This is a genomic window from Agrobacterium sp. 5Ca39 (assembly GCF_055382365.1).
This window is the reverse complement of sequence record NZ_AP026436.1, coordinates 2,125,336-2,152,292: the sequence shown is the minus strand read 5'-3', so window position 1 is coordinate 2,152,292 and position 26,957 is coordinate 2,125,336. Positions and strand designations below refer to the sequence as shown.

General features: G+C 59.1%; 21 protein-coding genes. 12 read left to right on the top strand and 9 right to left on the bottom strand.

Annotated features, from left to right (window positions below):
• Window positions 1-52: 52 nt before the first annotated feature.
• The gene (locus tag ACZ47E_RS10705) at window positions 53-2,089 is read right to left on the bottom strand and encodes an NADH:flavin oxidoreductase (RefSeq protein ID WP_278067013.1); all 2,037 of its coding nucleotides are present in this window, start codon (window positions 2,087-2,089) and stop codon (window positions 53-55) included.
• Window positions 2,090-2,231: 142 nt separating this feature from the next.
• On the opposite strand from ACZ47E_RS10705, the gene ACZ47E_RS10700 reads away from it, so the two are divergent.
• The 4 genes from ACZ47E_RS10700 (at window position 2,232) to ACZ47E_RS10685 (ending at window position 6,045) form a co-directional block, all read left to right on the top strand.
• Entirely contained in the window at window positions 2,232-2,870 is a 639-nt protein-coding gene (locus ACZ47E_RS10700; protein WP_006698730.1) for a TetR/AcrR family transcriptional regulator, read from the top strand.
• A 195-nt stretch (window positions 2,871-3,065) separates the two neighbouring features.
• Entirely contained in the window at window positions 3,066-3,740 is a 675-nt protein-coding gene (locus ACZ47E_RS10695) for a response regulator transcription factor (RefSeq protein ID WP_022556873.1), read from the top strand.
• 35 nt (window positions 3,741-3,775) lie between these two features.
• Entirely contained in the window at window positions 3,776-5,167 is a 1,392-nt protein-coding gene (locus tag ACZ47E_RS10690; RefSeq protein ID WP_278067012.1) for a sensor histidine kinase, read from the top strand.
• A gap of 257 nt (window positions 5,168-5,424) precedes the next feature.
• Window positions 5,425-6,045 carry an outer membrane protein gene (locus tag ACZ47E_RS10685; protein ID WP_113380803.1) on the top strand — a complete coding sequence of 207 codons (621 nt, stop codon included), beginning with the start codon at window positions 5,425-5,427 and terminating at the stop codon, window positions 6,043-6,045.
• A 97-nt stretch (window positions 6,046-6,142) separates the two neighbouring features.
• On the opposite strand, the gene ACZ47E_RS10680 is transcribed toward ACZ47E_RS10685, so the two are convergent.
• The 5 genes from ACZ47E_RS10680 to mprF all read right to left on the bottom strand — a co-directional run bounded on the left by ACZ47E_RS10680 (window position 6,143) and on the right by mprF (window position 15,081).
• Window positions 6,143-6,532: a hypothetical protein gene (locus tag ACZ47E_RS10680; RefSeq protein WP_113380802.1), complete on the bottom strand. Its 390-nt coding sequence runs from the start codon at window positions 6,530-6,532 to the stop codon at window positions 6,143-6,145.
• 288 nt (window positions 6,533-6,820) lie between these two features.
• Window positions 6,821-9,214 carry a DUF1217 domain-containing protein gene (locus ACZ47E_RS10675; protein WP_278067011.1) on the bottom strand — a complete coding sequence of 798 codons (2,394 nt, stop codon included), beginning with the start codon at window positions 9,212-9,214 and terminating at the stop codon, window positions 6,821-6,823.
• A 331-nt stretch (window positions 9,215-9,545) separates the two neighbouring features.
• Window positions 9,546-10,877, bottom strand: a complete 1,332-nt coding sequence (gene telA / locus ACZ47E_RS10670; RefSeq protein ID WP_004443532.1) for a telomere resolvase TelA — start codon at window positions 10,875-10,877, stop codon at window positions 9,546-9,548.
• Between the two features lie 221 nt (window positions 10,878-11,098).
• On the bottom strand, window positions 11,099-12,469 hold the full coding sequence (locus ACZ47E_RS10665; protein ID WP_045532266.1) for a virulence factor: 1,371 nt from the start codon (window positions 12,467-12,469) through the stop codon (window positions 11,099-11,101).
• An 11-nt stretch (window positions 12,470-12,480) separates the two neighbouring features.
• A complete protein-coding gene (mprF, locus tag ACZ47E_RS10660) occupies window positions 12,481-15,081 on the bottom strand; it encodes a bifunctional lysylphosphatidylglycerol flippase/synthetase MprF (RefSeq protein ID WP_004443529.1) in 2,601 nt (866 codons plus the stop codon).
• Window positions 15,082-15,357: 276 nt separating this feature from the next.
• Here mprF and ACZ47E_RS10655 point away from each other — a divergent pair, with 276 nt between their 5' ends.
• Window positions 15,358-15,651, top strand: coding sequence for a hypothetical protein (locus ACZ47E_RS10655; protein WP_045532263.1), 294 nt, complete (start codon window positions 15,358-15,360; stop codon window positions 15,649-15,651).
• Window positions 15,652-15,709: 58 nt separating this feature from the next.
• Here the strand turns inward: ACZ47E_RS10655 and ACZ47E_RS10650 are convergent, their stop codons facing one another.
• On the bottom strand, window positions 15,710-16,750 hold the full coding sequence (locus ACZ47E_RS10650) for a dipeptidase (protein ID WP_045532261.1): 1,041 nt from the start codon (window positions 16,748-16,750) through the stop codon (window positions 15,710-15,712).
• A 231-nt stretch (window positions 16,751-16,981) separates the two neighbouring features.
• Here ACZ47E_RS10650 and ACZ47E_RS10645 point away from each other — a divergent pair, with 231 nt between their 5' ends.
• The 7 genes from ACZ47E_RS10645 to ACZ47E_RS10615 all read left to right on the top strand — a co-directional run bounded on the left by ACZ47E_RS10645 (window position 16,982) and on the right by ACZ47E_RS10615 (window position 24,890).
• The gene (locus ACZ47E_RS10645) at window positions 16,982-18,577 is read left to right on the top strand and encodes an ABC transporter substrate-binding protein (RefSeq protein ID WP_004443523.1); all 1,596 of its coding nucleotides are present in this window, start codon (window positions 16,982-16,984) and stop codon (window positions 18,575-18,577) included.
• Between the two features lie 2 nt (window positions 18,578-18,579).
• Window positions 18,580-19,593 (top strand): ABC transporter permease, encoded by a 1,014-nt coding sequence (locus ACZ47E_RS10640; protein ID WP_034498671.1) that lies wholly within the window; start codon window positions 18,580-18,582, stop codon window positions 19,591-19,593.
• The gene (gene nikC / locus ACZ47E_RS10635; RefSeq protein ID WP_004443520.1) at window positions 19,590-20,492 is read left to right on the top strand and encodes a nickel transporter permease; all 903 of its coding nucleotides are present in this window, start codon (window positions 19,590-19,592) and stop codon (window positions 20,490-20,492) included. The genes ACZ47E_RS10640 and nikC overlap by 4 nt, the downstream gene beginning before the upstream one ends.
• A 3-nt stretch (window positions 20,493-20,495) precedes the next feature.
• Entirely contained in the window at window positions 20,496-21,326 is an 831-nt protein-coding gene (locus ACZ47E_RS10630) for an ABC transporter ATP-binding protein (protein ID WP_004443518.1), read from the top strand.
• Window positions 21,323-22,063 carry an ABC transporter ATP-binding protein gene (locus tag ACZ47E_RS10625; protein ID WP_278067009.1) on the top strand — a complete coding sequence of 247 codons (741 nt, stop codon included), beginning with the start codon at window positions 21,323-21,325 and terminating at the stop codon, window positions 22,061-22,063. The genes ACZ47E_RS10630 and ACZ47E_RS10625 overlap by 4 nt, the downstream gene beginning before the upstream one ends.
• A gap of 214 nt (window positions 22,064-22,277) precedes the next feature.
• Window positions 22,278-23,789, top strand: a complete 1,512-nt coding sequence (locus ACZ47E_RS10620; protein WP_278067008.1) for a serine hydrolase domain-containing protein — start codon at window positions 22,278-22,280, stop codon at window positions 23,787-23,789.
• A gap of 204 nt (window positions 23,790-23,993) precedes the next feature.
• Window positions 23,994-24,890: a LysR substrate-binding domain-containing protein gene (locus tag ACZ47E_RS10615; protein WP_072494812.1), complete on the top strand. Its 897-nt coding sequence runs from the start codon at window positions 23,994-23,996 to the stop codon at window positions 24,888-24,890.
• A gap of 54 nt (window positions 24,891-24,944) precedes the next feature.
• Here ACZ47E_RS10615 and ACZ47E_RS10610 read toward each other — a convergent pair whose 3' ends face one another.
• Both ACZ47E_RS10610 and ACZ47E_RS10605 read right to left on the bottom strand, forming a co-directional pair.
• Window positions 24,945-25,811 carry a D-amino-acid transaminase gene (locus ACZ47E_RS10610; RefSeq protein WP_006697595.1) on the bottom strand — a complete coding sequence of 289 codons (867 nt, stop codon included), beginning with the start codon at window positions 25,809-25,811 and terminating at the stop codon, window positions 24,945-24,947.
• 20 nt (window positions 25,812-25,831) lie between these two features.
• Entirely contained in the window at window positions 25,832-26,890 is a 1,059-nt protein-coding gene (locus ACZ47E_RS10605) for a DmpA family aminopeptidase (RefSeq protein ID WP_278067007.1), read from the bottom strand.
• Between the last annotated feature and the right edge of the window lie 67 nt (window positions 26,891-26,957).

Below are 26,957 nucleotides of genomic sequence, written 5' to 3'. Positions count from 1 at the left end.
GCATCGAATGATCCCCTCGATGCGCCCCTGGGGCCGCAACGCGACCCGCGCCTCAAATGTCCTTTGCGAGGCGCAGGGCGTCGTAGATCGCCGCATGGGTGTTGCGCGCCGCGACGGCATCGCCGATGCGGAACAACCGATATGTGCCTGTCGGATTGCGCGCGACGGTCTGAGCCTCTCCGGCGAGCAGGGCGTCATAGGAAACCTCCCCGAGATTTGTCGAGCCGGGCTTGAGTTCGAAATACAGTTCGTCCAGCGGGACTGTTCCGTGATTGACGACGATCTGGTCGACGGTGCGCTGTCTGGAAATGCCGCCATAGTCGCTGCCGACGTGGGCGACGATCTGGTTGCCGCTTCTTTCGGCTGCTTCCAGCCGGTAAGTGACGGTAAATGTGGCGTCGAGCTTTTGCAGCGAGCGCATATAGGGAACGAGATTCATGGCCATGACTTCAGGGGCAAAGGAGCGATCCGGTGTCATGATTTCCACCTTGCCGCCAGCCTTGGCGATGAGCTCGGCCGCCTGAAGGCCGGCATGGTCTCCCGCGTCGTCATAGACGAGAACATTGGCACCCGGCCTGACGTCTCCGGAAATAATATCCCACGCGGAGACGACCAGTTCGTTGCCCTTAGACAGCACCTCGGTATGCGGCAGGCCGCCTGTGGCGATGATCACCACATCGGGTTTTTGCGAGAGAACCGTGTCCGCTTCCGCCCAGCTGTTGAAGTGGAAGACGACGCCGAGCTTTTCGCACTGGCTCATGCGCCAGTCGATGATGCCGGTCATTTCCCGGCGGCGTTCGCTCTGCGCGGTGAGGCGAATCTGCCCGCCCGGATGGCTCGCTGCCTCGAAGACCACGACCGTATGGCCGCGTTCGGCACAGACCCTTGCGGCTTCGAGGCCTCCCGGCCCGGCGCCGACGATAACCACCTTCAGGCTTTTCGCGGCCCTGGTGATGGCGTGCGGCATGGTTTCCTCGCGGCCGGTTGCCGGATTGTGAATGCAGAAGGCAAGGCCGCCCTGATAGATGCGGTCGAGACAGTAATTAGCGCCGACGCAGGGGCGGATATCGTCCTCCCGCTTTTCCATGATCTTGCGCACGATATGCGGATCGGTCATGTGCGCGCGGGTCATGCCGACCATGTCCACTTTGCCGGTGGCGATGGCATGCCGGGCTGTGGCAACGTCCTGAATTTTGGCGGCATGGAAGGTCGGGAAACGTGTCGCTGCACGGATTTCCCCGGCAAAATCGAGGTGCGGCGCACTTGCCATGCCCTGAATCGGGATAACGTCGGTCAGGCCGGGATCGGTGTCGATATGCCCCCTGATGACGTTGAGATAATCGATCAGACCGCTTTCTTTCAGCAGTCTGGAGATTTCGAGGCCTTCTGCCTTTCCGGTGCCACCCTCCAGACATTCATCGGCGGTGTAACGAACACCGAGGATGAAGTCCTCACCCACGCGCCTGCGTATCGCCCGGAAAACGTCGAGGCAGAAACGCATGCGGTTTTCGAGCGAGCCACCATAGGGGCCATCCAGCTCGTTGGTCAGCGGGGAGGCGAACTGATCGATGAGATGACCATAGGCCTCCAGCTCCACCCCGTCCATGCCGCCAGCCTTCATACGCTCGGCGGCGTCGGCGAAATCCTTGACGACACGCTCAATATCCCAATCCTCGATTTTTTTCGGAAAGGCGCGATGAGCGGCTTCCCGCTGGTGTGAAGGTGCGAGCACCGGCAGCCAGTCACCCTTGTCCCACCGGGTGCGCCGGCCAAGATGAGTGAGCTGGATCATGATTGCCGACCCCGCCTCGTGGACGGCGTCGGTCATTTCCCTGATCCACGGAACGATTTCATCCTTGTACGCGAGCAAATTGTTGAAGACGGGAGGGCTGTCTTTCGAAACGGCGGCTGAGCCTGCGGTCATCGTCAACGCCACGCCGCCTTTCGCACGCTCGACGGTATAGGCGCGATAACGCCCTTTCGGCATGCCGTCTTCCGGATAAGCGGGCTCATGCGACGTCACGATGATACGGTTGCGCAGCGTCAGGTGCTTCAGCTGATAGGGTTGAAGAAGGGGATCGTTCGACATGGGCCTGCTCCAAGGGGGGTATGGTGCGAGGCTAAGAGAAAATGTACATATGTGTCAATTAACAAAACACCAGTGTCTATAAGTTAGACAAGAGTGTACGCCTCGCCTTGTCGCGCAGGGACTGATTTGCTACTCAACTGTCATGGACGCGACATTGAACGAAACCGGTTGGCGTGGATCGCAGGAGGGTTGGCTTGAGGCCGCCTACGAGTCCCTGCTGGAATCGGGGGTGGATTCCGTCAAGATTTTGCCGTTGGCGAAGAAGCTCAATCTCTCGCGCACCAGCTTTTACTGGTTCTTCAAGGATCGGGAGGAGTTGCTGGCGGCGCTTTTGTCCCGCTGGCGCGACAAGAACACGGGAAGCATCCTCAGGCAATCGGAGGCCTACGCGGAAACCTTGGCCGAGGCGATGCTGAACGTCTTCGATTGCTGGCTGGATCCCTCGCTTTTTGACAGCAAATTCGAATTCGCGGTGCGCAGCTGGGCGCTGCAGTCCGATGATATTCTTGCCGAGGTTCGCAAGGCGGATGCTGTGAGAATGGAGGCGCTTTCGCGCATGTTCGTCCGTTTCGGCCATCCCGAAAATACTGCGGATGTGCGCGCCCGCACCACTTATCTCGTGCAGATCGGCTACATTTCCATGCAGGCCGAGGAAGATGTGGCAGTGCGGATGAAGAGAATTGCGGATTATATCGCCATCTATACCGGCGAGGTGCCGCAACAACGGGAGCTTGATCGATTTTATGCGAGGCACGGATACAGGCCAGGCCCCGGGGCCTGACGCCTGCGTGCGGAACTCGACAAGCGCGGACAACCCTCGGGACAGCGATAGGTGGCGCGGCCAACGCCTTCGATGCCAGTCGGATTACGCCGTTTGGGATGGTACAAGAAGAAGGGGCGGCCGGGCTGCAATCTATCTGCAACATTCACCAATCAGTGGTGGGGATGGCAAGAGCTCATCTTTGGGGGAAAGTCATTGCGAATCCTGCTTCTCGAGGACGAACCCGAAATGGCGCGTGCGCTGCTCGAAGCCTTGCGCCGGCGCGATGTGCTTGCCGATCATGTCAGTACCATCAGCGATGCGGATGTCCTTGCGCGTGACGGCTCCTACGATGTGCTTGTCCTGGATCGCCGCCTGCCCGATGGTGAGGGGCTGAACCTTGTATCGGCGCTTCGCCGCAGCAAACATTCCGTACCGATCCTTGTCCTGACGGCGCTTGGAAGTGTCGATCACCGCGTTGACGGGCTGGATGCCGGCGCGGATGACTATCTCGCCAAGCCTTTTGCGATAGAGGAACTGCTCGCCCGCCTCAGGGCCCTTCACAGGCGCGGCCCTTCCATTTCCGACAGATATGCGATTTTCGGAAATCTGAGCATTGATCAAAGAAGCAATGAAGTCAGCGTTGCCGGCTCCATCCTCGAGTTGCGGCGTCGGGAATATCTGGCGCTCGAAGCCCTGATGCGGCGCCCGAACCGTATCGTGACGCGGTCCAACCTGATCGAGGCGGTTTATACGCTCGACGACGAGATCGAGTCCAATGCGCTCGATGCCCACATCTCCCGTATCAGGAAGAAGCTGGCGCAGGCGGGAGCCACGGTGGAGATTAGAGCCGTGCGCAATATCGGTTATCTCATTCGGGCAAAGTCATGAGTTCGCAGCACAACCAATCCCTGCGATGGGGGCTGATGAAGCGCCTTCTCGTCCTGCAGGCTTTCTTGCTCGTTCTCTTCGTCGTTCTTCTCGTTGGCTGGATCTGGATCATCGATCCAAGGCTGGAAGGCGCCAATGAAGAGGCTGTGCGCATCATTGCGGAAAGCGTGACAAAGGATGGGCAGGGACGGACACAGGTGTCGGCTACACCCGATCTGGAGGCGCTGAAACAGCGCTATCGCAATCTCTGGTTCATGGTCCGGGACGCGGAAGGAATCGTCCTTCGATATGGAGATATCCCCACTTCCGTCGTGACGGGGGCATTTCCTTTGGGCATCGAAAGGGCGCGTCTGGAGGCTGGGGAAACAGTCCGGGCCACGATGGAGAACCGCGATACGCCCGCCGGACGGCTGCAGTTCATTGCCGGGACGGAAAAAGGTCTCGCGAATGATGGCGTGAATATCTGGATCAACATACAGCTGGATCTGGAAAGGGATGCGGATGGTGCCATTCGCTGGTTGACCGTGCTGCCGGGAATTGGATTCATTATTCTTGTGGCCGTGGTGCCCATGTTGCTGCTGACGGGTATTGCGACATTGCTGGTGACCCCACGTGCGGTCGGCCGTTCACTGAGTGGCCTCATGGAAACGGTCACCCAAGCGCAGTCGATCAATTTCGAGAACCGGTCCGCCCGTATCGCTCGCTCGAAGGTGCCGAGTGAAATCATTCCGCTGGTGGATGCCTTCAATGTTGCCCTCTCGAAACTGGACGAGGGCTATAATCGCCGCAACCGCTTCCTGGCCGACGCCGCCCATGAACTGAGGACGCCGATTGCGATCGTGCGCGTCCGCGCCGATCTTCTTCCCGATGACGCGCTGAGCCGGCAGCTGCGGGCGGATATCGACCGGCTTACCCGCGTCGCACACCAGCTTCTCGAAATGCAGGCGGTGGGCGCGGTAGACCTGCCTGCGGAAGAGCAGGATTTGAATGTTCTCGTCGAACGTATCGCGACCGATCTTGCCCCGATTGCGATGGATGCCGGTTACGAGTTCGATTTCGAGCCGGGCGAAAAAGAAGCCCTGCTGACGGTCCAGACGTCGATCATTGAGATGGCGGTCGTCAACCTCATCCGCAATGCCATCGATCACGGCGGCGGCAGGGGCGCCATTGTCGTCCGGGTGGGTGCAGCAGGAACCATAGATGTCTGTGATGAAGGTCCGGGCATACCCGTTGACGAACGCGAGCAGGTGTTCGAACCGTTCCATCGCATCAACACCAGCTCCTCCGGTGCCGGCCTTGGCCTCAATCTCGTGCAGAAAGCAGCTGAGCTGCATGGGGGCAGGGTGCTGTTCCTCGACCTTGATCCCGGCTTCTGCGTTCGGCTGGAGGTCCGCTCCGTCACGCCAGGGAGCGGTGCGGGGCCATGAATCGCCTCCGGGAAGTCCGGACTCCTGAAGTTCTTAAAATAAGATTAAAGAAATAAGTATAATCACATGAAAAATAACAATTATATTTAAATAAAACAGCCGCGTGTAATCCAGGCGCAATTCTCGCGCGGAAAATGCCCGTATCTGCTGCGCTCATTCGCACAGGAGACCATGGGAGCCGGTTTCCGGTTCTTCAACGCGAACGGAAATCCTGGCGCCTCAGATTGAGACGCCCCTGGTTTCGTCTGGAGTCATTCATGTCGTTCATTGCAAAATCGCTTGTTGCCATCAGTATTATGGCGGCACCGAGCGCCTATTCCGCTGATCTTGCCAACTACAATGCGCAGCAATTCGATTATACCAGTCCGCCAGCCTTTTCCTGGAATGGGGCTTATATCGGCGCACATGGCGGCGTCGCCTCACCAAAAGTCAATCCTCTGGCCAGTGGCCGTGGTCTGACGGGTGGCGTACAGGCCGGTTACAATTTCCAGTTCGGCTCCGGTGTCGTCGGGGCGGAGCTGGAGGGCTCGTATCTCGGCAACGAGGCGCGGGTGCCGAATGGCCGCCTGAGAGAGCGTTTTCGTGGCGCCGCCAAGCTGAAGGCCGGTGTGGCGCTTGATCGTACCCTTCTTTACGGCACCGCAGGTCTGACCACGACGAAATTCAAGGATGGAAACGGCGTTACCGGACCGGACGACTGGAAGCGGGGCTATCTCGTGGGAGCGGGTGTCGAACAGAGTTTCGGCGGCGGCCTCTCGGCCAAGTTCGAATATAACTACGTGAACACGGGAAATGTATCGACGACGACCTCCAGCGGCAGATCGAAGACGGATGTCAGCGATCACGTCGTCAAGGCGGGCCTGAACTATCGTTTCTGATCCGCTGACATGTGCCCCAGAAGCATAAGACCGCCGCTTTCGGGTCGAAGCGGCGGTAAGGGGAAATGGCTCGAACGGCGAGGGGGCCGTAAGAGGTTCATTCGCATTCGAGTGAGGGTTGCCGGAAGCTCGTTACATACCAGTCGTTACCGGAACCGCGGGTGTAGAAAGTGTAGTAGCAATCGATGCGCTCGACATAACCAGGCGTTTCGGACACGTCGTAACGCTCGCCATGCCGCGTCGAGCGGACCTCGCCGCTTGATGATCCGGCCACAACCTGCGTCTTGTTCTTGCGCCACTGATAGGCCTGCTGGCCGGGGCCGAGGCTATAGACATTGTCAGGCGGCCCATAGTCCAGCATCACGCTGGTGATGGGTGCGCCGACATAAGTTTTCATCACGGTTGATGCGCAGGCTGTGAGCAAGAGCGATGTGGCGGCGATGAGGGTGATTGCCGGCGGGACTGCAAGTGATGACCTGTCGGACATGGGAATTCCTTTCAGCTGCGGTAAATTTCAGCAGGGATAGGAACAGGTCATTGCAGGTACATTACACTAGCAGACGGCGCGATGGACGGTCGTCTCGACGGGCCCGTGCTTCAGCGGGGCGCACCTGAATGGAATTTCGGCTTTGGTGCGCTGACAGGCTGTTGTTGACTGTGATGATACTGCTCTACAGCATCAGGGCTACGGGCGGGTTTGACTGCCCTGACACTGGCCGCCGGAGCCAGTATCAGCTTCCATCCGAGAGCCAGCCAGCCTTTTCAGGCAGACGAGTTAGCGGCTGCGGGCGTTCCGAAGCTGGGCGAGGGTTGCCAGCGTATTGCCGCTGATGGACATTTTGCCATTGCCGAACAAGTCGAGACGGGGATCGGAAGGCGAGTTGTTCATTTCATACCTCAGCAAAAAGCGGTCAATCAGCTTGTCGACCTTGCCGGCTTCCTGCAGGTCCCTCATCTTCAGTTTCTTTTCGATCATCTTTGCCTGCATCTCGACCTTGGAATTCGCGGTTTCCGCGGGAATTCCAAGGGCGGTGCGGGTGAATTCCGAAAGCGCATTGTCAGCCAGTATGTCGTAGGCATTGGAAATGCCGCCGGCCATCCGCTTGAAATAGAGAGCAAGACGAACACCGGCGTTTTCTTCTCCCGCCCTTTCCTCCAGCGTCTGCCGAACGTATTTGTCACGCGTTTCCATCAGGCCGCGGTTGTTCTGGACATGCTGGCTGGCTGTCGCGCGAATATTCCCCTTGGTGTCGAAGTTGAAGGAACCGGCAAGCGCGCGAAAGCGGGGATCCTTTTCGGTGTTGGCGAAGCTTTTGGGGTCCTTGAGGTCGGATTTGAAGATCTTTTTCAGATAATCGGTGCTGACCGATTTGGGGTCGATGCGTTGGGCAACAAGCATGAAATCCACCAGACGGCGGTCGGCAAGCAACTGATCAACGGTTTCCAACGTCTCCATTTGCTGGCGGTAATAGGCGGCCTCCGTCTTTGCCTTTTCCTTTATCTTGTCTTTGCTGTTTTTCTGGCGATAGGCGGCGAGTTCCTCATCCTGCTTGCCTGTTGTCTCCCTGCTCTTCGAGGCCGTGTTCCATCGGGTCATTTCGAGAACGTAGTTCCGGGAGATGCGGGTAATCTCGTTTTCGGCCTGGGCCAGCCGTGGCGAGCCGATCCTGCCTTCGGCATCGAAATTATAGGCTTTCGCCAGCCGGACGAACCTTTCGTCTTTGAGACTGCGGACATAACTTTTCGGGTCCGACAGGTCACTGGTGAAGACCTTCTTCAACTTGAACGTGGAAACCTCTTCGGGGCTGATGTTGAATGCCTTCAGCGCGAAATTGCGAATGGTAACGGCTGCCGGTGCAGCGGAGAGGAAGTCCTCCAGGTTTTTCGTCAGGCCGATATAGCGTTTGTAGTCCTTGATCGTCTTTTGGTCCGCCGCCTCCTGTGCGTCGTCGTAGCGGCTAAAATAAAGTGTCATCATCGTACTGAGCTGGGCGGCGGTCTGGATCGTCTTTCCGGCAGCGATCTTGCCTTCCCGGTCGAAATTGAACGCTCTCGCAAGATCGATGAAGCCTTTGTCCTTTTCGGTGTGAAGCGCGCTTTGCGGATCGTCGGGATTTTCGCGAAGCGCCCACTGGATTTTCTTGTCGGTATCGGTGTCGTCCCTGAGGTTGAAGGCGACGATCAACATCGTTCTAAGACGGGAATTGGATATGAGTTGTCCGGCATCGGTAATCTCGTTCATCTTTTGCGCGAAGAAGTCGCGATTGAGAACTGCGCCGGTCTGCGTCAGGCGAGGATACGATAAAACATAGGTTTCGTTGATCAGCCGCTTCTGGGTTGCCGTCTGCGCTTTCGTGCCGTCATCCACGAAACCGTCATCGCGGAAATTAAACGCTGCCGCCATTTCGAAGAGCTTGTGTGCATTGGCGATGCGCTTGTTGTACTGGCCGAGCAGATAATCGATTTTGGCCAGCGACGCCTTATCGGCGGAGGGGACTTTTGCGCGTTCGATGCGCAGATCGGCGGTCTTTGCCTGCCATTCTTCGACCAGAGGTTTGTAGGTTCTGTTGACGTAACTGTCGGCGCTGCTGATATCGCTGGTCAGAACATCCCGCAGATGTTTGTAGTTGAAGGCTTCGGCGTCGATGCCGAAGGATTTGAAAACATAGTCCCGCAACCGCGTGTTTTTGAAGATGTCATCCACATGGCCGACCGTGTCGATGACGATGTTGTAATACCGCGTTTCCTCCTTCAGTTCGTCGTCTCGTTGTTTGTGTGCATCGTGATAGGCGGCAACCAGCCGGTCCTGCTGGGTTTGCGTTTGAACCGTTTTTTCCGATTTGATAGTGCCGAAATCAAACGCCGCCGCGAAGTCGCGGTAGCGGGTGTCCTTCAGCTTGTTGGCGAAACTGTTCGGGTCGTTGAGATTGCTTTCCAGCACCTTCTTCATGAAGGCGGCGGCATAGGTCATCTCGCCCAGGCCATAGGCCTTCATGGCGTAGGAATATAGCCTGTGGTCCTTCAGAAACTCATCGAGATTTTTGATCTTGCCAATATTGTCGGCGTAGTATTTGGCGTCGCGCGATACGATCGGATCGTTTGCGACGCGTTTCAGTGACGATGCCAGGTCGCGATTATAGAGGGTGTAAGTTGTATATGCGGGCAGCACCCCAAGCCTCCGGACAATATTCATTCGTGAAACTGTCAATATTGTTTCGGATATAACTTGCGTGTGGCTGTATTTATTTAATTTATACTTGATATAATTCGTTAGTGTTTAATTTATAAAATATTGATTCATTTAATTATTTTGTTCGCAGCGGTGTCGGTACAATACATCGTGGCTGGAAGGGGTAGAAAAATCGGCGGTTTATCCAAAGCAGGGGCACAGGAGCGCGCGCCCGGATCGGGGCGCAACGGCATGTCGAAATCTCCGCGGGGACAGTCCTGCGCGTCGGGTTATCCATGGCGTGCTTGGCCGCAAGGCAGGTGCGGCTGCGTTATGGATTGCTGCGGGAAACCGGCGCAATGGCGGCCATTTGCTGCAATGCCCGCTCGTTCGTGCGCTTTGCCCGTGCAAGCGCATCGTCTCGATCCTCCGGCAGCGTGTAGGTCATATAGGAGAGGGAGGTTTCGAGATCGTTGTTGTTATGCCCCAGAATGGCGGCGAAATAGCTGTTCTTGGTCACGTGGGGAGGTGCGAAATTATGATAGGCCACCTCCGCATAGAGATGCCGAAGACCATAGGGCTTGGGAAGCTCCTCCTTCGGCCAGAGATCTTCGAAGAGGTTAAAAACCGTGTCCCTGAGCAACAGGCGCGTCTCCGATGAAAAATCATCGATCGACATGCCATGCCACAATTTTCCCTGCCCGCTTTCGCGCAGGCGCTTGTAGGCGGCAAGAATGGTTTCCGAGCGCGCAAGCACCGGGATCTCATAGGTCACACCGTATTTCGTTCCCTCGCCCTGTTTTGTCTTGGCCTGGCCGTTGAACAGGACGCTCCATTTGGAAATGCCCTTGCCATAGGGAGCAGGCGAAAATTCCGCCTGGGTAAAGACTTCGTAGGGTCGGCGTCCGGTCATGCCGATCAGGCCGATGCCGATCATCAGGGGATCGGCTGACAGGAGTTTGTCGGCACAGATCTTCAGAACCTGGCGGTAGTTCTCGAAGGTGATCAGCGCGCCGTGCTTTCTGGCGATCTTCTCCATCTTCACCCGTCGCGCATCGTCATACATCGCAGCGTCGCCGGTGGCGATTTTCAGCATCGGGTGATCGTCGCCAAACGCCTCGCGGATGGCGTTGCGATATTTGGTGATGTAGGAGATGATCGTTGTCTGGGCTCTGCCCTTCATGGTGCTGATTTCAGCATTCCACAGGGTCTGCATCTCTTCTTTCGTGCCCATGCCGTTCATCGCAGAAATGAAATCCGCGATGCGCAGAAGAACGGTGGGTTTGCGGCCGGCTGTATTAAATTCCGCGCGTTCGATTTTCTCGACGATCGAGGTTGCTACGCCCGTTTTCGGATAGTCGGCACGTTCGATGTAGGTTTTCAGCCGCTCGCGCAGTTTTTTCATGTTGCAAATGGCAAGCGGCGTGCTCTTGGGACCGAATTCGGCCTTCAAGGCGTTACGGTACTTCATGATGTAAAGTTCGAGAGTCTTTTCGGTGCGCCCATTGTCGAAATGGTAGCGGACCTCGGCGTCCCACAGATCGCGGATCTTTCTGTTGCGCGAGGCGTCGTCGTTTTTCATCGCCTCTTTGACTTGTGCGACAAAGTGGTCGATGCGTTCCACTAGGACCGGCGTTTTTGTTTTTCGTTTTGAGGAAAGCATGCGGCGGCTCCCTGAACCGGTCCGGATATATAAATCGATGGTTTGCGATCAACAGCAGCAGGGTTGCAGAAATAGATCAACATCCACTGCAGTCCGGTTCTTTTGAATAATAGTTTAGGCGATTCCGCAAGCGCGATGCGGAAAAGCGTCGGCGGCCCATTCGCCAAGGACTGTCGAGGGCTCCTGTCGTAGCCCGGGTCAAGGTGGTGAGTGAGACGCCGCTATTTCGGCAGCCGGGTCTTCAGCGATGTCACGATACGCTTGGCCAACCCCTCATAATCCTCGTCAAAGTGGTGGCCGCCCTCAATGCCGACCGCCTCCACGCCCTTGGCTTTCAGGCCGGGGCAGGGGTCTTCGTCTTCTTCTTCCGTGCCATATATGCATTGCACCAGCTTCGGATCGATCTTCGCGATGTCATCCACCGTTTTGCCGCCCTTGCCTTCGCCGGCCACGCCAAGCCAGCCTTCGACGGAAATTTCGAAATCCACTTCGGTGGAAAGACCCATCAGGGTCAGCTGCACGACATGCGATTTGTCGCGGTCGGGCAGCAGATTATAGGTGGCGGGGATAATATCGGCACCGAAGGAATAGCCGATCAACACAACATTGCGGACTTTCCATTCCTTGCGATAGGTATCGATGATGCGGCCGAGATCGCTTGCGACCTCCTGTGGTTTCTTTTCCTTCCAGAAATAGCGGAGTGAATCGACGCCGATGACGGGTATGCCTTCCTTCTGGAAGGCGCCGCCCACTTCCTCGTCAAGATCGCGCCAGCCGCCGTCGCCGGAATAGATCACCGCCATGGTATCCATGACAGGGCTGGTTTCCAGAACCTTGATCGGCAGGCCGAGCGGACTGTCGGTGTCGCCTGCGGCGTCGACCTGGTCGGAGAGGGTCTGGGTCAGAACCTCGTCCGCCTTGTCATCCACATCCGTCACGTCGATATCGGGATGCAGCTTGACAAGCGCGTTGACGTGGTCGCGGCCCTTCTGATCCGCAGCAGAGGTGAACAGCACGCTGACGGGGGCAGGAAGGGGACCGTCGGTCAGACCATAAACGGTTTCGCCATCCACTTTATCCTTGGTGGCGGGGGTACAGAGGATCTTCTCGAGAGGCAGGCCGGCCTTGGGGTCCACGGCGATGGCCTCCCGCACGGTGGAGACAGGGCTCTGCGCAATCATCGCCAGCGCCAGCGTTCCGCCCTTGCCGATGCCGGAAAGAATGGGCTGGCGATAGCTGCTGGTGCCGGCGGTGCGCTGGATCTGCTGCGAGAGTGACTCGATGTCCGAGATCATATAGATGCACTCGTCATCGTCGGCCTCGAGCGCCTTCAGATATTCCTTGAAGTCGATGCCGACCACGGCGGCGCCCTTTTCTACCAGCGCCTTGGCACGGGTCTCATCGGCCGCCGACCATCCGTCCGCATCGGAAATCAGGAAGACGCTGGCGAGGATGTCGCCATCAGGCACCATGATGTGCCCGGCGGGGATCATGCCGGTTTCGTATGCGGGCTTGTCCTCAGCAAAAACGGCGCCAGAAACGAACAAGGGGGATGCAAACAGGGCGGAGGCGGCCAGAACTGCTTTGAGCATGCTGAATCTTCTCATTTTCCGATCACTCCTCTGACACCGCCGCTGATCAGAACCGTCGCATCCATCAGCGCCAGAGCGGCATCTGCACCGTTCTGCACGGCAAGGTAACGCGGTTCCCATTTCGGGTGGAACTTGGCCTTGAAGGCGCGAAGCCCCTTGAAGTTGTAGAATCGTTCACCGTGTTCGAACAGTGTGCTGCCGATCCGGTCCCAGACGGGCGCCGCGTCGCGTTTAGACATGCCGGACATGGGCGCCATGCCGAGATTGAAGCTCTCGTAACCGGCCTCGCGCAGATATTGCATGATGCTGACGAAGAGAAAGTCCATCGAGCCGCGCGGCGCATCAGGCGAAAAGCGCATGAGATCGACGGTGGCTTCCTTTTTCGTATCCGTCACCATCAGATTGGCGAAGGCGGTGATCTTTCCATCCTTGCGCAGCACGGCAACGGGTTGCGACAGAATGTAGTCCGGCTCGAAAGCACCGAGCGAAAAGCGTTTTTCGCGGGTGTTATGGTGGGCGAGCCAGCCGTCGGAAACCTGTTTCAGCTCTTCCAGAACATCCTGCACCTGGGTCTTTTCGATGACCTCGAAGGTCAGCCCGTCGCGCGCGCCGCGGCTCAGCGACTGGCGAAGATTGGCAAGCTTGCCACCTTTGAGTTCGAATGCGGTGAGATCGACCAGGGCCAGTTCGCCCAGCTTGAAGGCGCGCAGACCCGCATCGGCGCAATGGGACAGCAGGAAGGGCGAAATCTGATAGAAGGCGGCACGTGCGCCAGCGGCACGGGCTCCTTCGACGAATTGCCACACGAGATCAGGGAAATCATCTTCATCGCCGACCGGATCGGCAAACGCGATCCATGAGCGGCCCTGAATGCCGTACATGATGAAGGCATTGCCGCTTTCGGAAAACATCACGTGCTTGTCGCCCATGCGCACCAGATTGGCGTCGGCCGCATCCTGCTTCATGACAATGTCTGTAGCACTTGCGATATCTTCGGCCTTGATGGCATCCGGGCGAAAGGCCACCGGCCTCATGAGGCTGAAGATGGCGATGGTGGAGGAGGCAAGCACGAGGCCTAAAAGGGCGCGCAGTCCGCGTGGCGCTTCCTCGGAGAATTCGAACTGCCACCAGAGCGTATGGCTGTAATCGGTATCGCGATAGACGAAGAGAAGGATGGTGGCCGCGCCGGCGACGATGACGGCCATGGCCGCGAGCCAGCTTGGCCCGAGCGCCTGTTTGACCAGAGAGGCGTGACGGTTGAAGCTGCGCATGTTGGCGGCGAGCGCGACGATGAACAAGCCGAGAAAGATCGCTTCGAAAACCGCGATCGCCTTGAGAAGCGAGAGAATGAGCGCCAGAGATGCCGCAACGAGGGCGATCCACCATGCGCCATCCAGTCTCTGCCCCAAGCCACGGGAGGCGACGACGAGGCCAAGGCCGAGAATGCTGGTCAGAAAGTGAGCGGCCTCGATGATAGGCAACGGGACGAAGTTCGAGAGGAAATCCAGGTTGCTGCCCGGCGTCGGTGTCACGCTCGAGAAAATCAGCATGGTCCCGAGAATGATCGCGAATGTGGACAGCAGCGGTGGCGCCAGCCGCACGGCAAGCTGGCTGATATCGGATACAACGGGCTTTGCCGCAAACTGCTTCATTTCCGAAACGATCATCACCAGAATGGCGACCACCAGCGGCAGCACGTGGTAAATGACGCGATAGAGAACGAGGCTTCCGAGCAGCTGATCAACGCTGATCGCATTGCCGAGACCGGCGACCATCACGGTTTCGAAGACCCCGAGGCCGGCGGGCACGTGGCTGAGAACGCCAAGCCCCACGGCCGTGGCATAGATCGCGAAGAAGGTCGGCCAGCCGAGATGCGTTTCCGGCAAGAGCACGTAAAGAACGGAAGCCGAGGCGGCGATGTCGAATGCAGACACCAGGAACTGACGCGAAGACGTACGGCTGTCTGGAAGGCGCAGCCGCCATTTGCCGAGGCGTATCGCCCTGCCATTGCGCCCGATATAGGCGGTGGCCACGAGAATGGCGATGACGGCGAGCGCCGCGCCTCTCAGCACGAGCGGGTCGAAACCGATGATTGCGGCGATGCGGGGCGCGACGATGAAGGTTGAAAGCGCGCTCACCGACAAAAGCCCAAGGCCGAACGACAGCGTGACGAAGGCGATGACCCGTGCGATGTCTCCCGGGGAAAGCCCCAGCCGGGAATAGGCGCGGAAGCGGATGGCGCCGCCGCTCAGCGGCCCGAAGCCGGCGGTGTTGCCGATGGCATAGGCCGCGAAGGCCGTGACCGCCATTGACGGAAACCGCACTTTCTTGCCGACATATTCGATGGCATTGGCGTCATAAAAAATCAGTGACAGGAAGCTCAGCGCGGTAAAGACGATAGCAAGAAGAACCGAGGAAAAAGACGTGTCGAGAAGGGCCGCAATCACATCGTCGTATCTTACTTCCGAGGTGAGACGATAAATTGCAAACGTCATCATCACGAAGATGAGCGTTATGGCCGCGGCCGTCAGGTAGGCACGGTTCCTGGCAAAAAAGCTTTCAACCGCGGAGTCGGCAATATCGGTCTCTGTAATTTCGCTCTTGTCTGCCATTTATCTTTTCCAGCGCCGTCCCGTCGGTTGGCGAACCACAGGATTGTGTCGCTAATTCGTTTCAGTTGCGGAAATTTGCTTAGCAGAAATGCGTGACGTGTCGATGTGAAGTTTGGACAGGTTTCCGGATGATTTTGCCAATTATATTCCGATGAATGCAACCACGAAATGTGCGATTTCCGAGTTTGATGAAAACGCGACGAAATTGATCGCGCCGGTTGCTTGGTGGCGGCATTTGATGCAACTACACGCTCCTTTGGATTGAAGGAGATACCAATGAACACGCCTACAAGAATAGTCGTTTCACTCGTCGTCGCGCTCGTGGCGGGCGCCGGATATATGTCGGTGGACAAGATGCGCGGTGCCGAATGGGTCGTTTCGCCGCAGCAGATTGCCGAGGCTAAGGCAAAGGGCCAGATGGGTTACGAATCGCAGCCGGGAACCGTAACCGTGCTGCCGATCCGCAGCGAGACGGCGGACGTGCTGCCGATGAAATGGGCCATGATCGGGCTGGTGGCCGGGCTTCTCACCTTCCGTGCGACCGGCAGGAAAAAAGCGGCAAAGGCCTGAAGGCCCGCCGCTTTCTGTCTCCGGCGCTTTGCGCCGGGGATGAAACTTTATTTCTGCCTCACGCGCCCCAGGTCTTTTCCAGCACCCGAATCCAGTTGCCGTGGCAGATTTTGGCAAGCGCCACGTCGTCATAACCGCTCTTGCGCATCGCTTCGACCAGCAATTGCAGATCGGCCGCATCCTTCATGGCGGCGGGTATGGTGGTGCCGTCGAAATCCGAACCGAGCGCCACGTGATCGATGCCGATGCGGTTCACGATGTAGTCCACATGGCGGACGAGTTCGTTGAGATCGGTATCCGGGTTCTTCACGCCGTCCTGACGCAGGAACAAGACACCAAAGTTGATGCCAGCGAGGCCACCCGTATCGCGGATGGCATCCAGCTGACGATCCGTCAGGTTGCGGCTGTGGTTACAGATTGCGTAAGCGTTGGAGTGTGATGCCACCAGCGGTGCATCCGATATCCTGGCGATGTCCCAGAAACCCTGTTCGTTCATATGCGACAGGTCGACCATGATCTTCAGTTCGTTGCAGGTCTTTATCAGCCGCTTGCCGGCATCCGTCAGGCCCGGGCCGATATCCGGTGTTGAGGGGAAACGGAAGGGAACGCCGTAGGCGAAGATGTTCGGGCGGCTCCAGACCGGTCCGAGTGTGCGCAGGCCCGCCTCGTGAAGAACGTGGAGGGCATCGAGATCAGCACCGATCGCTTCTGCGCCTTCGATATGGAAGACGGAGGCGAAGGCGCCCTCGGCCATGGCCTTGCGGATATCGGCGGCCGTGCGGCAGACTTTCAGCGCGCCCTTTGACTGCTTCTCGGCCCGGAACAAAAGGCCCGCCATGGCAAGCGTCGCCTTCAGCGCATCCGCCTCGGTGGGCGTCGGGTAGTCGCCGTTGGCGTCCTTATCCATACTGGGCGAAGGTACATAGACGGCGCAGAGGCCACCGGCGAGGCCGCCTTTTTTTGCACGAGGCAGATCGATATGGCCGACGGTATCGCCTTCGATCAGAAGTGTTTCGGGAGAAGCGTTGCCCGATCGCCATAACCGCAGAAGCACGTCATTGTGGCCGTCGAAGACGGGTACGGTTTTTTGATCGGTCATGGTCTCACCTTCGGAAATGGGATTGCGCGGACGCGCCTGCGGACAAGTTTTCGGAATTGGTAGAGGAAAGGTCAAGGCGGGAGCAAATGCAATCCGTGCATAGGCTCTGCCAAATTTGGAATTGGTCGGGCCTCGTTTGCTCGTGGTAATCGCGGGAAAACATAAAAAAAACGACTGGATTGGGGCAAACCCACCATTTTCCGAAAAATAAGGTCCGAAAGGGGATTTTCGATGATTTCAAGACGCAACCTGTTGATTGCCGGCGCCGCCGTTCCGTTCCTGTCCTATGCGCGCATCCCGGCCTTTGCCGCCACGCCGAAGGATATTCTGGTCGTTGCGCAGCAGCTGGACAACATGACGAGCCTTGACCCACATGAAGGTTTCGAGGCCGTCGGCGGTGAAATCATCTCCAACATGTATCAGAAGCTGGTGCGCGCCAACCGCGAGGATTCCACCAAGGTCGATCCCGTCATCGCCAAGTCGTGGGAAGCCGATGCGGACAGCAAGGTCTTCACCTTCACCATCGGCGACGACGCGACCTTCTCGAGCGGCGCCAAGGTCACGGCGGAAGACGTTGCCTTCTCGCTGCAGCGCGCCATCAAGATGAACAAGAGCCCGGCCTTCATCATAAGCCAGTTCGGCTTTGCGCCTGACAATGTCGAGACGACCATTGTCGCCGCCGACGAGAAGACGGTGAAGCTGACGACGGCGAGGCCGACCGCCATCTCCTTCCTGCTTTATTGCCTCTCGGCCAATATTGGCGCGATCGTCGAAAAGAAGGTGGTTCTTGCCAATGCTTCCGGTGAAGACCTCGGCAATGGCTGGCTGCAGAAGAACAGCGCCGGTTCCGGCGATTTCGTGCTGCAGGCCTGGAAACCCAGCGAAAGCGTCGCGCTCAACGTCAACCCGAACGGTCCCTACAAGGGCAACATCAAGCGTATCATCCTGCGCCACGTTACCGATCCGTCTTCCCAGCTGCTGATGCTGCAGAAGGGCGATATCGACATTGCCCGTGACCTGACCTCGGAGCAGCTGCGTACCGTCAAGGACGACGCCAATATCGAGCTGGAGCGCAAGTCCATCGCTTCGCTGGTGCTGATCTCGCTCAACCAGGGCAATGAGAACCTTGCGAAGCCGCAGGTCTGGCAGGCGATCAAGTGGGCGCTGGACTACAAGGGCATGCAGGAAAACATCGTGCCGCTGACGCACGAAATCCACCAGAGCTTCGAGCCGAAGGGCTTCCCCGGCGCCGTCAACGACATTCCGTTCCAGCGCGATGTCGAAAAGGCCAAGGCACTGATGGCCGAAGCCGGCCTTGCCGATGGTTTCGAAATCAGCATGGACCATTATTCCGCCCAGCCTTATCCGGATCTGGCGCAGGCCATCCAGGCAAACCTTGCCGATATCGGCATCAAGGTACGCCTGCAATCGGCCGAGAACCGCCAGGTTCTGACCAAGATGCGCGCCCGCGAACACCAGATGGCGCTGTCGGCCTGGGGCACGGATTATTTCGATCCGCATTCCAACGCCGATGTCTTCAACATCAACAAGGACAATGGCGACGACGCCAAGTCGAAGCCCTTCCTGTGGCGTTCGCGCTTCAAGAACGACGACTTTGCCGCCAAGGCGGAAGCCGCGCGTGACGAGAAGGATCCTGCAAAGCGCGTGGAGCTTTATGAAGCCCTGCAGCGCGAGCACATGGAAAACAGCCCCTTCGTGTTCATGTTCCAGACCACCAAGACGGCAGCCTTCCGCAAGGGCGTTTCCGGTTTCGAACTCGGCGTTCTCTCCGAGGGCAATTCCTACCACGATGCGAAGAAAGCGTGACATTGAACAAGCGCGTTAAAAGCATATCGTCGATACTGAGCAGCGTCCTTCTGACGCTGTTCGGTTTGATGATCATCACCTTCATGATAGGGCGCGTCATGCCCGTCGATCCCGTCATCGCGGCGGTCGGCGACAATGCGCCCGAAGACGTCATCGTGCGGGTCCGGGCCGAAATGGGTCTCGACCAGCCGCTGGTCGTGCAGTTTTTCCATTATGTCACGCAGGTTCTGCATGGCGATTTCGGCAATTCGATCCTGACCCGCAATCCGGTCTGGATCGATATCAAGCGCGTTTTCCCCGCCACCTTCGAACTTGCCACCGCAGCGCTCATTCTTGCCGCGCTGATCGGCATTCCGCTTGGTGTCTGGGCCGCCGTCAAGCAGGGCAAGCTGACGGATCAGGTCATCCGCGTCGTCTGCCTTGCCGGCCACTCGGTGCCGGTCTTCATGCTGGCGCTGATTTCGCTGCTCGTCTTTTACGCGACGCTTGGCGTCGCACCGGGGCCGGGGCGTCAGGACATCATCTATGACGGCATGATCACGCAGGTTACCGGCCTGATGACGGTCGACACGCTGCTTGCGGGCGACTGGGACGCCTTTTACGACGCCATCGCCCATATGGTGCAGCCCGTCTGCATTCTCGCCTATTTCAGCATGGCCTATATCACCCGCATGACGCGCGCCTTCATGATCGATGCGTTGAAGGGCGAATATGTCATCACCGCCCGCGCCAAAGGGCTTTCTGCCATGACCGTGATCTGGGGACACGCCTTCCCGACGGTCGCCGTGCAGCTCGTCACAGTTCTCGCGCTCACCTATGCCGGCCTTCTCGAAGGCGCCGTGGTGACGGAAACCGTCTTCAGCTGGCCGGGCCTTGGTCAATATCTCACCGTCTCGCTCATGAACGCGGACATGAACCCCGTCGTCGGAGCAACCCTGTTGATCGGCTTCATCTATGTCGCCCTCAACCTGCTCGCAGACGTGCTTTACAGAGTTATGGATCCTCGCGTTCGATGATGTTAGCTAATTTCAGAAACTGGGCGCTGGATGAGACGCCGCATTCGCGAACACAGGCTGCCTGGGGCAACCGGTATCGCATCTGGCTCAACCTCAAGTCCAATCCGCTGGCGGTGGTCGGTCTAACGATCATCGTCCTCTTCATCGCGCTGTCGCTGCTGGCGCCGCTGCTCGCTCCCTACGATCCGGCGACGCAGAACCTCGGCAACCGCCTGGCGTTCCCGAGCGCCGAGCACTGGTTCGGCACGGACGAACTCGGCCGCGACATTCTCTCGCGTATTCTCTACGGTGGTCGCGTCACGCTTGGCATGGTCATTGCCGTCGTCGTTCTCGTCGCCCCCATCGGTCTCGCCATCGGCTGCATCGCCGGATATTTCGGCGGCATCGTCGATACGGTGCTGATGCGCGTGACGGACGTGTTTCTAGCGTTTCCGCGGCTCATCCTTGCGCTGGCCTTTGTCGCGGCGCTGAAACCGGGCGTCGAAAGCGCCATTCTCGCCATCGCGCTCACCGCCTGGCCGCCTTATGCGCGTCTGGCCCGCGCCGAAACCATGACGGTGCGCGGCAGCGACTTCGTCGCGGCCTATCGCCTGACCGGTGCTTCCGCCTGGCGCATCATCGCCCGTCATATCGCGCCGCTCTGCGTGCCGAGCCTTATCGTGCGCATCACGCTCGACATGAGCTCCATCATCATCACCGCCGCCAGCCTCGGCTTCCTCGGCATGGGCGCGCAGCCGCCTTCGCCGGAATGGGGCGCGATGATTGCGACAGCCAAGCGCTTCATCTTCGAACAATGGTGGGTCGCCACCATTCCCGGTATCGCCATCTTCCTCGTTTCGCTCGCCTTCAACTTCCTCGGCGATGGCCTGCGCGACGTTCTCGACCCGAAGGGACATTGAGCCATGCTGGTCGAAATCGAAAATCTGAAGATCGCCTTCCAGACCCGCACCAGCCGTTTCGAGGCGGTGCGTGGTGTCTCCATGAAACTCGGCACTGAAAAACTCGGCATTGTCGGCGAATCCGGTTCCGGCAAGAGCCTGACGGCCCGTGCGCTGATGAAGCTCCTGCCCTCCAATGCCGATATCCGTGCCGACAAGCTCGCTTTTGACGGCATCGACGTGCTGTCCGCGAGCGAAAGGCAGATGCGCCAGATCCGCGGCAAGCGGGCCGGCTTCATCCTGCAGGACCCGAAATATTCGCTGAACCCGGTGAAGACTATTGGTGCGCAGGTGGCCGAAGCATGGCGCACCCACAAGGGCGGCAGTAAGCGAGCCGCCATGGAAGCGGCAATCGCGCTGCTCGATCAGGTGAAAATCCGCAATCCGCGTCAGGTCGCCTCGTCCTATGCGCATGAGGTTTCAGGCGGCATGGGCCAGCGCGTGATGATCGCCATGATGCTCGCGCCCGATCCGGAATTGCTGATCGCCGACGAGCCGACGAGTGCGCTCGACGCCACGGTGCAGGCGGAAATCCTGCGGCTGATCGAGGAGCTGGTGTCGGAGCGGGGCATGGGTCTTATCCTCATCAGCCATGACCTGCCGCTCGTTTCGCATTTCTGCGATCGTGTTGCGGTGATGTATTCCGGCCGGGTGATGGAGGAGCTGAAGGCTTCCGAGCTTCTGAAAGCCCAGCATCCTTATACGCAGGGACTTTTGAACTGCATTCCCTCGCTGACGCATCCGCGCGAGCGTCTTCCCGTTCTCAACCGTGATGCAGCGTGGTCCAGCCAATGATCGACGTCGAAAACCTCCGTATCAAGTTCGGCGACCGCGAAGTGGTGAAGGGCGTCACCTTTTCGGTGGAAAAGGGCGGCAGCTTCGGCATCGTCGGTGAAAGCGGCTCGGGCAAGTCCACCATCCTGCGCGCCATGGCCGGCCTCAATGAAAGCTGGGAAGGGCGTATCGCCTTTGCCGGCAAGGATGCCCCTCTGCGTCGTACGCCGGAATTCTTCCGGCAGGTGCAGATGGTGTTTCAGGACCCCTACGGGTCGCTGCATCCGCGCCAGACCATCGACCGTATCCTCAGCGAACTGCCGCTGGTGCACGGCATGGACAATATCGAAAAGCGCATCCAGCAGGCGCTCTCGGACGTCGCCCTGCCGCAGGCGGTGCGTTTCCGGTTCCCGCACCAGCTTTCCGGCGGCCAGCGCCAGCGCGTGGCGATTGCCCGCGCCTTGATCGCCGATCCGCAGGTGCTGCTGCTTGATGAGCCTACTTCGGCGCTCGATGTGTCGGTGCAGGCGGAAATCCTCAACCTGTTGCAGGACCTGCGCGCGGCGCGCAACCTTACCTATATTCTCGTCAGCCACAATCTGGCTGTCATTGCGCATCTTTGCCCGCAGGTGGGCGTGATGTTGAATGGGGAGATGGTGGAGCAGCTGAGCGCGGGTGATCTGCGCGAGGGACGGACGAAACATCCGCATACGGAAGAGCTGCGTAGCCTGAGCATCCGGCTGGAAGAGCCGGCCTGAGTCCATGCGACCATGGATCGAGCGGGTGCCGCTCGCTTCTTCTCCCCGCCGGGGAGAAGTCCGCGGCAGCGGGATGAGGGGGGCCAGCTCTCCGCATATCGCTGGCGTCGCCCCCTCATCCAGCCCTTCGGGCCACCTTCTCCCCGGCGGGGAGAAGAAACAAGCGGCGGTGCCGAGGCTTTTCTGTAAAGACGACGAGATAAGAGACCGAACCATGCCACAGCAACTCGACTGGAACGCCGCGTCAGCCCTTTCAGAGACCTTCGTCTCGCAGTGGACAGGCAACGAGCCGGGCGGGGCGGTCATCGGTTTTGATCTCGATGGTATCCGTTTTACCCATGCCGGCGGTGTCGAGAGCCTCTCGACCTTTGCGCCCTTCACGCCGCAGAGCGTGGTGCGGTATGCCTCAGTCACCAAGCATGTCTTTTGCGCCATGGTGCTGGCCCATGCGGATCTGATCGGGCTCGACGATCCGCTCGGCAAACATCTGCCGGAGCTGCAATCGCCGCTGTGCGATGTCACGGTCGGGCAGGCGCTGGATATGAGCGGCGGCCTGCCGGACACGCGCGAGTGTCTCTCCTTGCTTGGGCTTTCCGTCTATACCGAAACGAAGGCCGGTCCGCTTCTCGAATACCTGTCCCGGCTGACCCGGCTGAATTTCGATGCCGGCAGCGAAGTTTCCTATTCCAATACCGGTTACCGTCTGGTGGAAGCGGCGCTGGAGCGCAATGGTTTCCGTTTTGACGATTTCGTGCAGACGCAGATTGCCGGCCCCTTTGGCGTTTTCCTGAAGGCGCCCGACGTCTGGAACGATCCGGTGGATGGGCTTGTGCCGGGTTACTGGAAGTCCGAAGACAAGTGGCAGCTTTCGGCCGCGGGCCTGCATATTTCCGCTTCAGGCAGTCTTGCCGGCAGCGCCGAGGCGCTGACCCGTTGGTTGCAGGGTTTGATGCGGGGCGAGGGTGGCTTTGCAGGTGTTCTGGAGAGGCTTTCCACTGAACGTCCCTTGGCGGATGGGCGTATGAGCGAATATGGGCTCGGCCTGCGCTGGTCGCATCTCGGGAATAGGCGTTTCGTCGGCCATGGCGGTTCACACCCCGGCTACAAGACATATTTCCTGCTCGACCCCGAAAACGGAACGGGCTTCGTCGTGGTCTCGAACCGCGAGGATACCAATGGCTTCAAGATTGCGCTTGAAAGCATGGCGGCTTTGACCGGCCTGCCTTTGCCCAAGCCGGCCGCCAACCTGCCGGAAGGCCTCTATGTCACCGAAAGCGGTCCGTGGTGGCTGGAGATCAAGGGCAGCACATCCACCTTCATCGATGGCGATGACACGCTCTATGAAGATGTCGATGGCTGGGTTTCTTCCCGCTCCGCATCGTCGCCCATGCGTCTGAGGCTTGAGGGCGATGCAATCGTCGGCGAGGCCGGCCACGCGACGCGCCGTTTCCTACCGGTCGGGGAGCATACGGTGCCGGATGATCTGTCGGGGTCGTGGCGTTCGGATGAGGGCGCTGAATTTTCGATCAACGGCTCCTCACTGACGATGGGCATCGGCCCCGTCCGCCGCAGCATGCCCTTGAAGGCGCTCGGCAATGGCCGTTTCCTCTTCACGCTGATTGATGGGCCATGGACGAAGCGTGTCTGCCTCAATCGTCTGGGGGACGACCGGATCGAGCTGGTTTGCAGCCGGGCGCGGATGATTGAATATTCACGGAGCCGCTAACGAGACCGAGGCCAACTCCGCCGCGCGCCACATGCTCGGACCTGTCCAGAGGATGTGCAAGCCGAGGGATGACGAGAATGGGGCTCGGGCTATTTCCTCAACAGCCTGAAACCTTCTAACGGGTTTCAATCAGCTCCTATTCCTCCTAATAAAGAGCCGTGTTCCCGGCAGGCCGGGATGGCATCTTCGTGGGAGAACAGACCCTTGGAAGTCAAATGGCTCGAGGATTTCCTGGCATTGGCCGGAACGCTGAATTTTTCGAAGGCGGCGGATGAGCGGCATGTGACGCAATCGGCTTTCAGCCGGCGCATCAAGCAGCTGGAAGCCTGGGTGGGCGCGACGCTGGTCGATCGGGCATCCTATCCTTCCCGGCTGACAGAGGCGGGGGCGAAATTCGTGCCTGTCGCCCAGGAAACGCTGAAACAGCTTTACCACGCACGGCGCACGCTGCTTCAGGAGGAGGGGGCGGATGCCAGGACGGTGCGGCTGACGGCGCTGCATACTTTATCCTTCACCTTCTTTCCGGATTGGCTGAAACGGGTGAACGAGAAGGCCGGGCCGCTGTTTTCGGTTCTGCGGCCCGATTCCGGCAGCATGGAGGAAAACCTCAACTCGCTGGTGGACGGGCAAAGCGATTTCCTTCTGACCTATGCCCATCCCGAAGTGCCGATGCTGCTCGATGCGCAGCTTTTCGAATTCCGCGTGCTCGGCGCGGAAAAGATCATTCCCGTTTCAGCGCCCGCAAAAGACGGTTCACCGCTGCACGCGCTTCAGCAAGGTGCGAAAAAACCCTTCGCTTATCTGGATTATGAAAAGGCCTCTTTCTTCGGGCCTTTGCTGCGCGATCTCCTGAGCGCGCGGCTGCCGCAATTCGAGCGGGTGCATGAGGGCAGCATGTCGGTGGGGCTGAAAGCCATGGCGATGGCCGGCTGGGGTGTGGCATGGGTACCGGAAAGCCTGATGCGGCACGAGCTTGATAGCGGCGCTCTGGTGCGGGCCGCAGACCCGACCTACGATATCGCGGTCGATATCAGGCTCTATCGCTCCAAGGAGAACCGCCGGCCCGTTGTCGAGCGCATCTGGGCGGTTCTCGAAGACTAGAGCATTTCCGGCCGCGGTTCTCCGACCGGAATGCGATAAACAAAACGCGTTCGATCAGATCGCCGTGCGGCGTGCGTTTTCGAGGTAGAGCGCGCGCAGGCGGCTTACCATCGGTCCGGGCTTTCCGTTGCCTACCGGCTTGCCGTCGATCTTCGTGACCGAAACCACGAAGTTGGAGGCGCTGGTCAGGCAGGCTTCATCGGCATTCAGCGCCTCTTCCAGCGTGAAGGGGCGTTCCTCCAGCGTGAAGCCTGCTTCCTTTGCCAGTTGCAGGGCGGCGAGGCGGGTGCAGCCGGGCAGGGTCTTGTTGCTGTTGCCGCGGGTGATGATCTTCTTATCGGCGGTGACGATATAGGCGGTGGAGGACGCGCCTTCAGTGACGAAACCGTTCTCGATCATCCACGCCTCGTCACAGCCTTCGGCCTTCGCGATGCGCTTTGCCATGACCTGCGGAAGCAGGCAGACGCTCTTGATGTCGCGGCGTTCCCAGCGCTGGTCGGGAACCGACTTGACGGCGATCCCGACCTCTTCGACCGGAGTGCCGATCAGCTTCTTCGCCTGGGTGAACATGACCAGCGTCGGCTTCAGATCGGCAGAGAACAGGAAGTTGCGATCTTCCGCACCACGCGTCAGCTGCAGATAGATCATGCCTTCGACGAGATTGTTGTCGGCGATCAGGCGACGTTCGGCCTCGACGATCTCGCCGGTCGTGACCGGCAGGGCGACATCGATCTCGCGGGCGCTGCGTTCCAGCCGCGCCATATGCAGGTCGCTGTCGATCAATTTGCCTTCCAGAACGGAGGTGACCTCGTAGATGCCGTCGCCAAACAGGAATCCTCGGTCGAAGATGGAAAGGCGGGCGTCCGCTTCGGGCAGGAACTCGCCGTTGACGTAAACGATGCGACCGGATGGGCTAGTCATGAAAACTCCGTCTGGAAAAGTCAGGCTGAAAGAAGGGTTTTGAGGGTGTCGATGGAAATGGCTTCGACCGTGGAGGCCTTGCCGGTGCCGGCATTGAAGCCGGTTGTCGTTTCTGCTGCGCAGAGCGAATTGACGATCGCTTCCTCCGTCGCCTCTATCGTGGCTTCGAAGAGCGGCGAGATCGCGTCGTTGGAAAGCTCGGGGTAGTCCGTAACGGCCTTGCGGCGCGCAGGCGTGCGGCGCAGGCGCTGATCGGTGGAAAATGCCAGCGCATAATCACCGGAGCCATTGCTGAGTGCCGCACCCGTGCGGGCAAGTCCGCCGAAGCTTCTGGCCGCCAAGCGCTTCAGATTGCGGGAAGAGAGCGGCGCGTCGGTGGCGACAATGATGACGATGGAGCCATCCTTGTCCTGGTGATCAGCGCTGACATAGGGTTTGCCGCAGACCAGCAGATGGCCGCCATAGTTGGATTGTACGAGAACGCCGATGGTGTAAGCATCACCGGCAATGGTGACGAGGCGGGAGGCGGTGCCGATGCCGCCCTTCATGCCGAAGGCGACCGTGCCGGTTCCTGCGCCCACCCCGCCCTCTGCGATGGGGCCGATGGTCGCATTTTTCAACGCGGACGAGATTTCCTCGACGGTCGGGCGGCCGGCGCGGATGTCGTTCAGGCGGGAATCGTTGGTCTCGCCGACGACGGCATTGATCGAGACGACTTTTTCATTCCCCGGCTGCGCCAGCGTATGGCGGTTGATCGCCTCGATGGCACGACCGGTTGCCAGCGTATTGGTGAGGATAACTGGCGTTTCGAGTTCGCCCAATTCCTCAATCTGGGTTGAGCCTGCAAATTTGCCGAAGCCGTTATAGACGGCGAAGGCGGCGGGCACCTTGTCCTGAAACAGGTTGCCGTCATGCGGCAGGATCGCGGTTGCGCCGGTGCGTATTTTGTCTCCTTCGATGACGGTCGAATGGCCAACGGCCACCCCTTCGACATCGGTGATGGCGTTGAGCCGGCCGGTTTCGAAATGGCCGGGCCGGAAACCGATATCGCGCAGTCTCGGGCGGGTCGTCTGATGCATCGGGCGATCACTTTTGCGGAATGCGGGCTGAGGTCGAGGCGAGCGCATCTTGCGAAAAGCTTTGCTC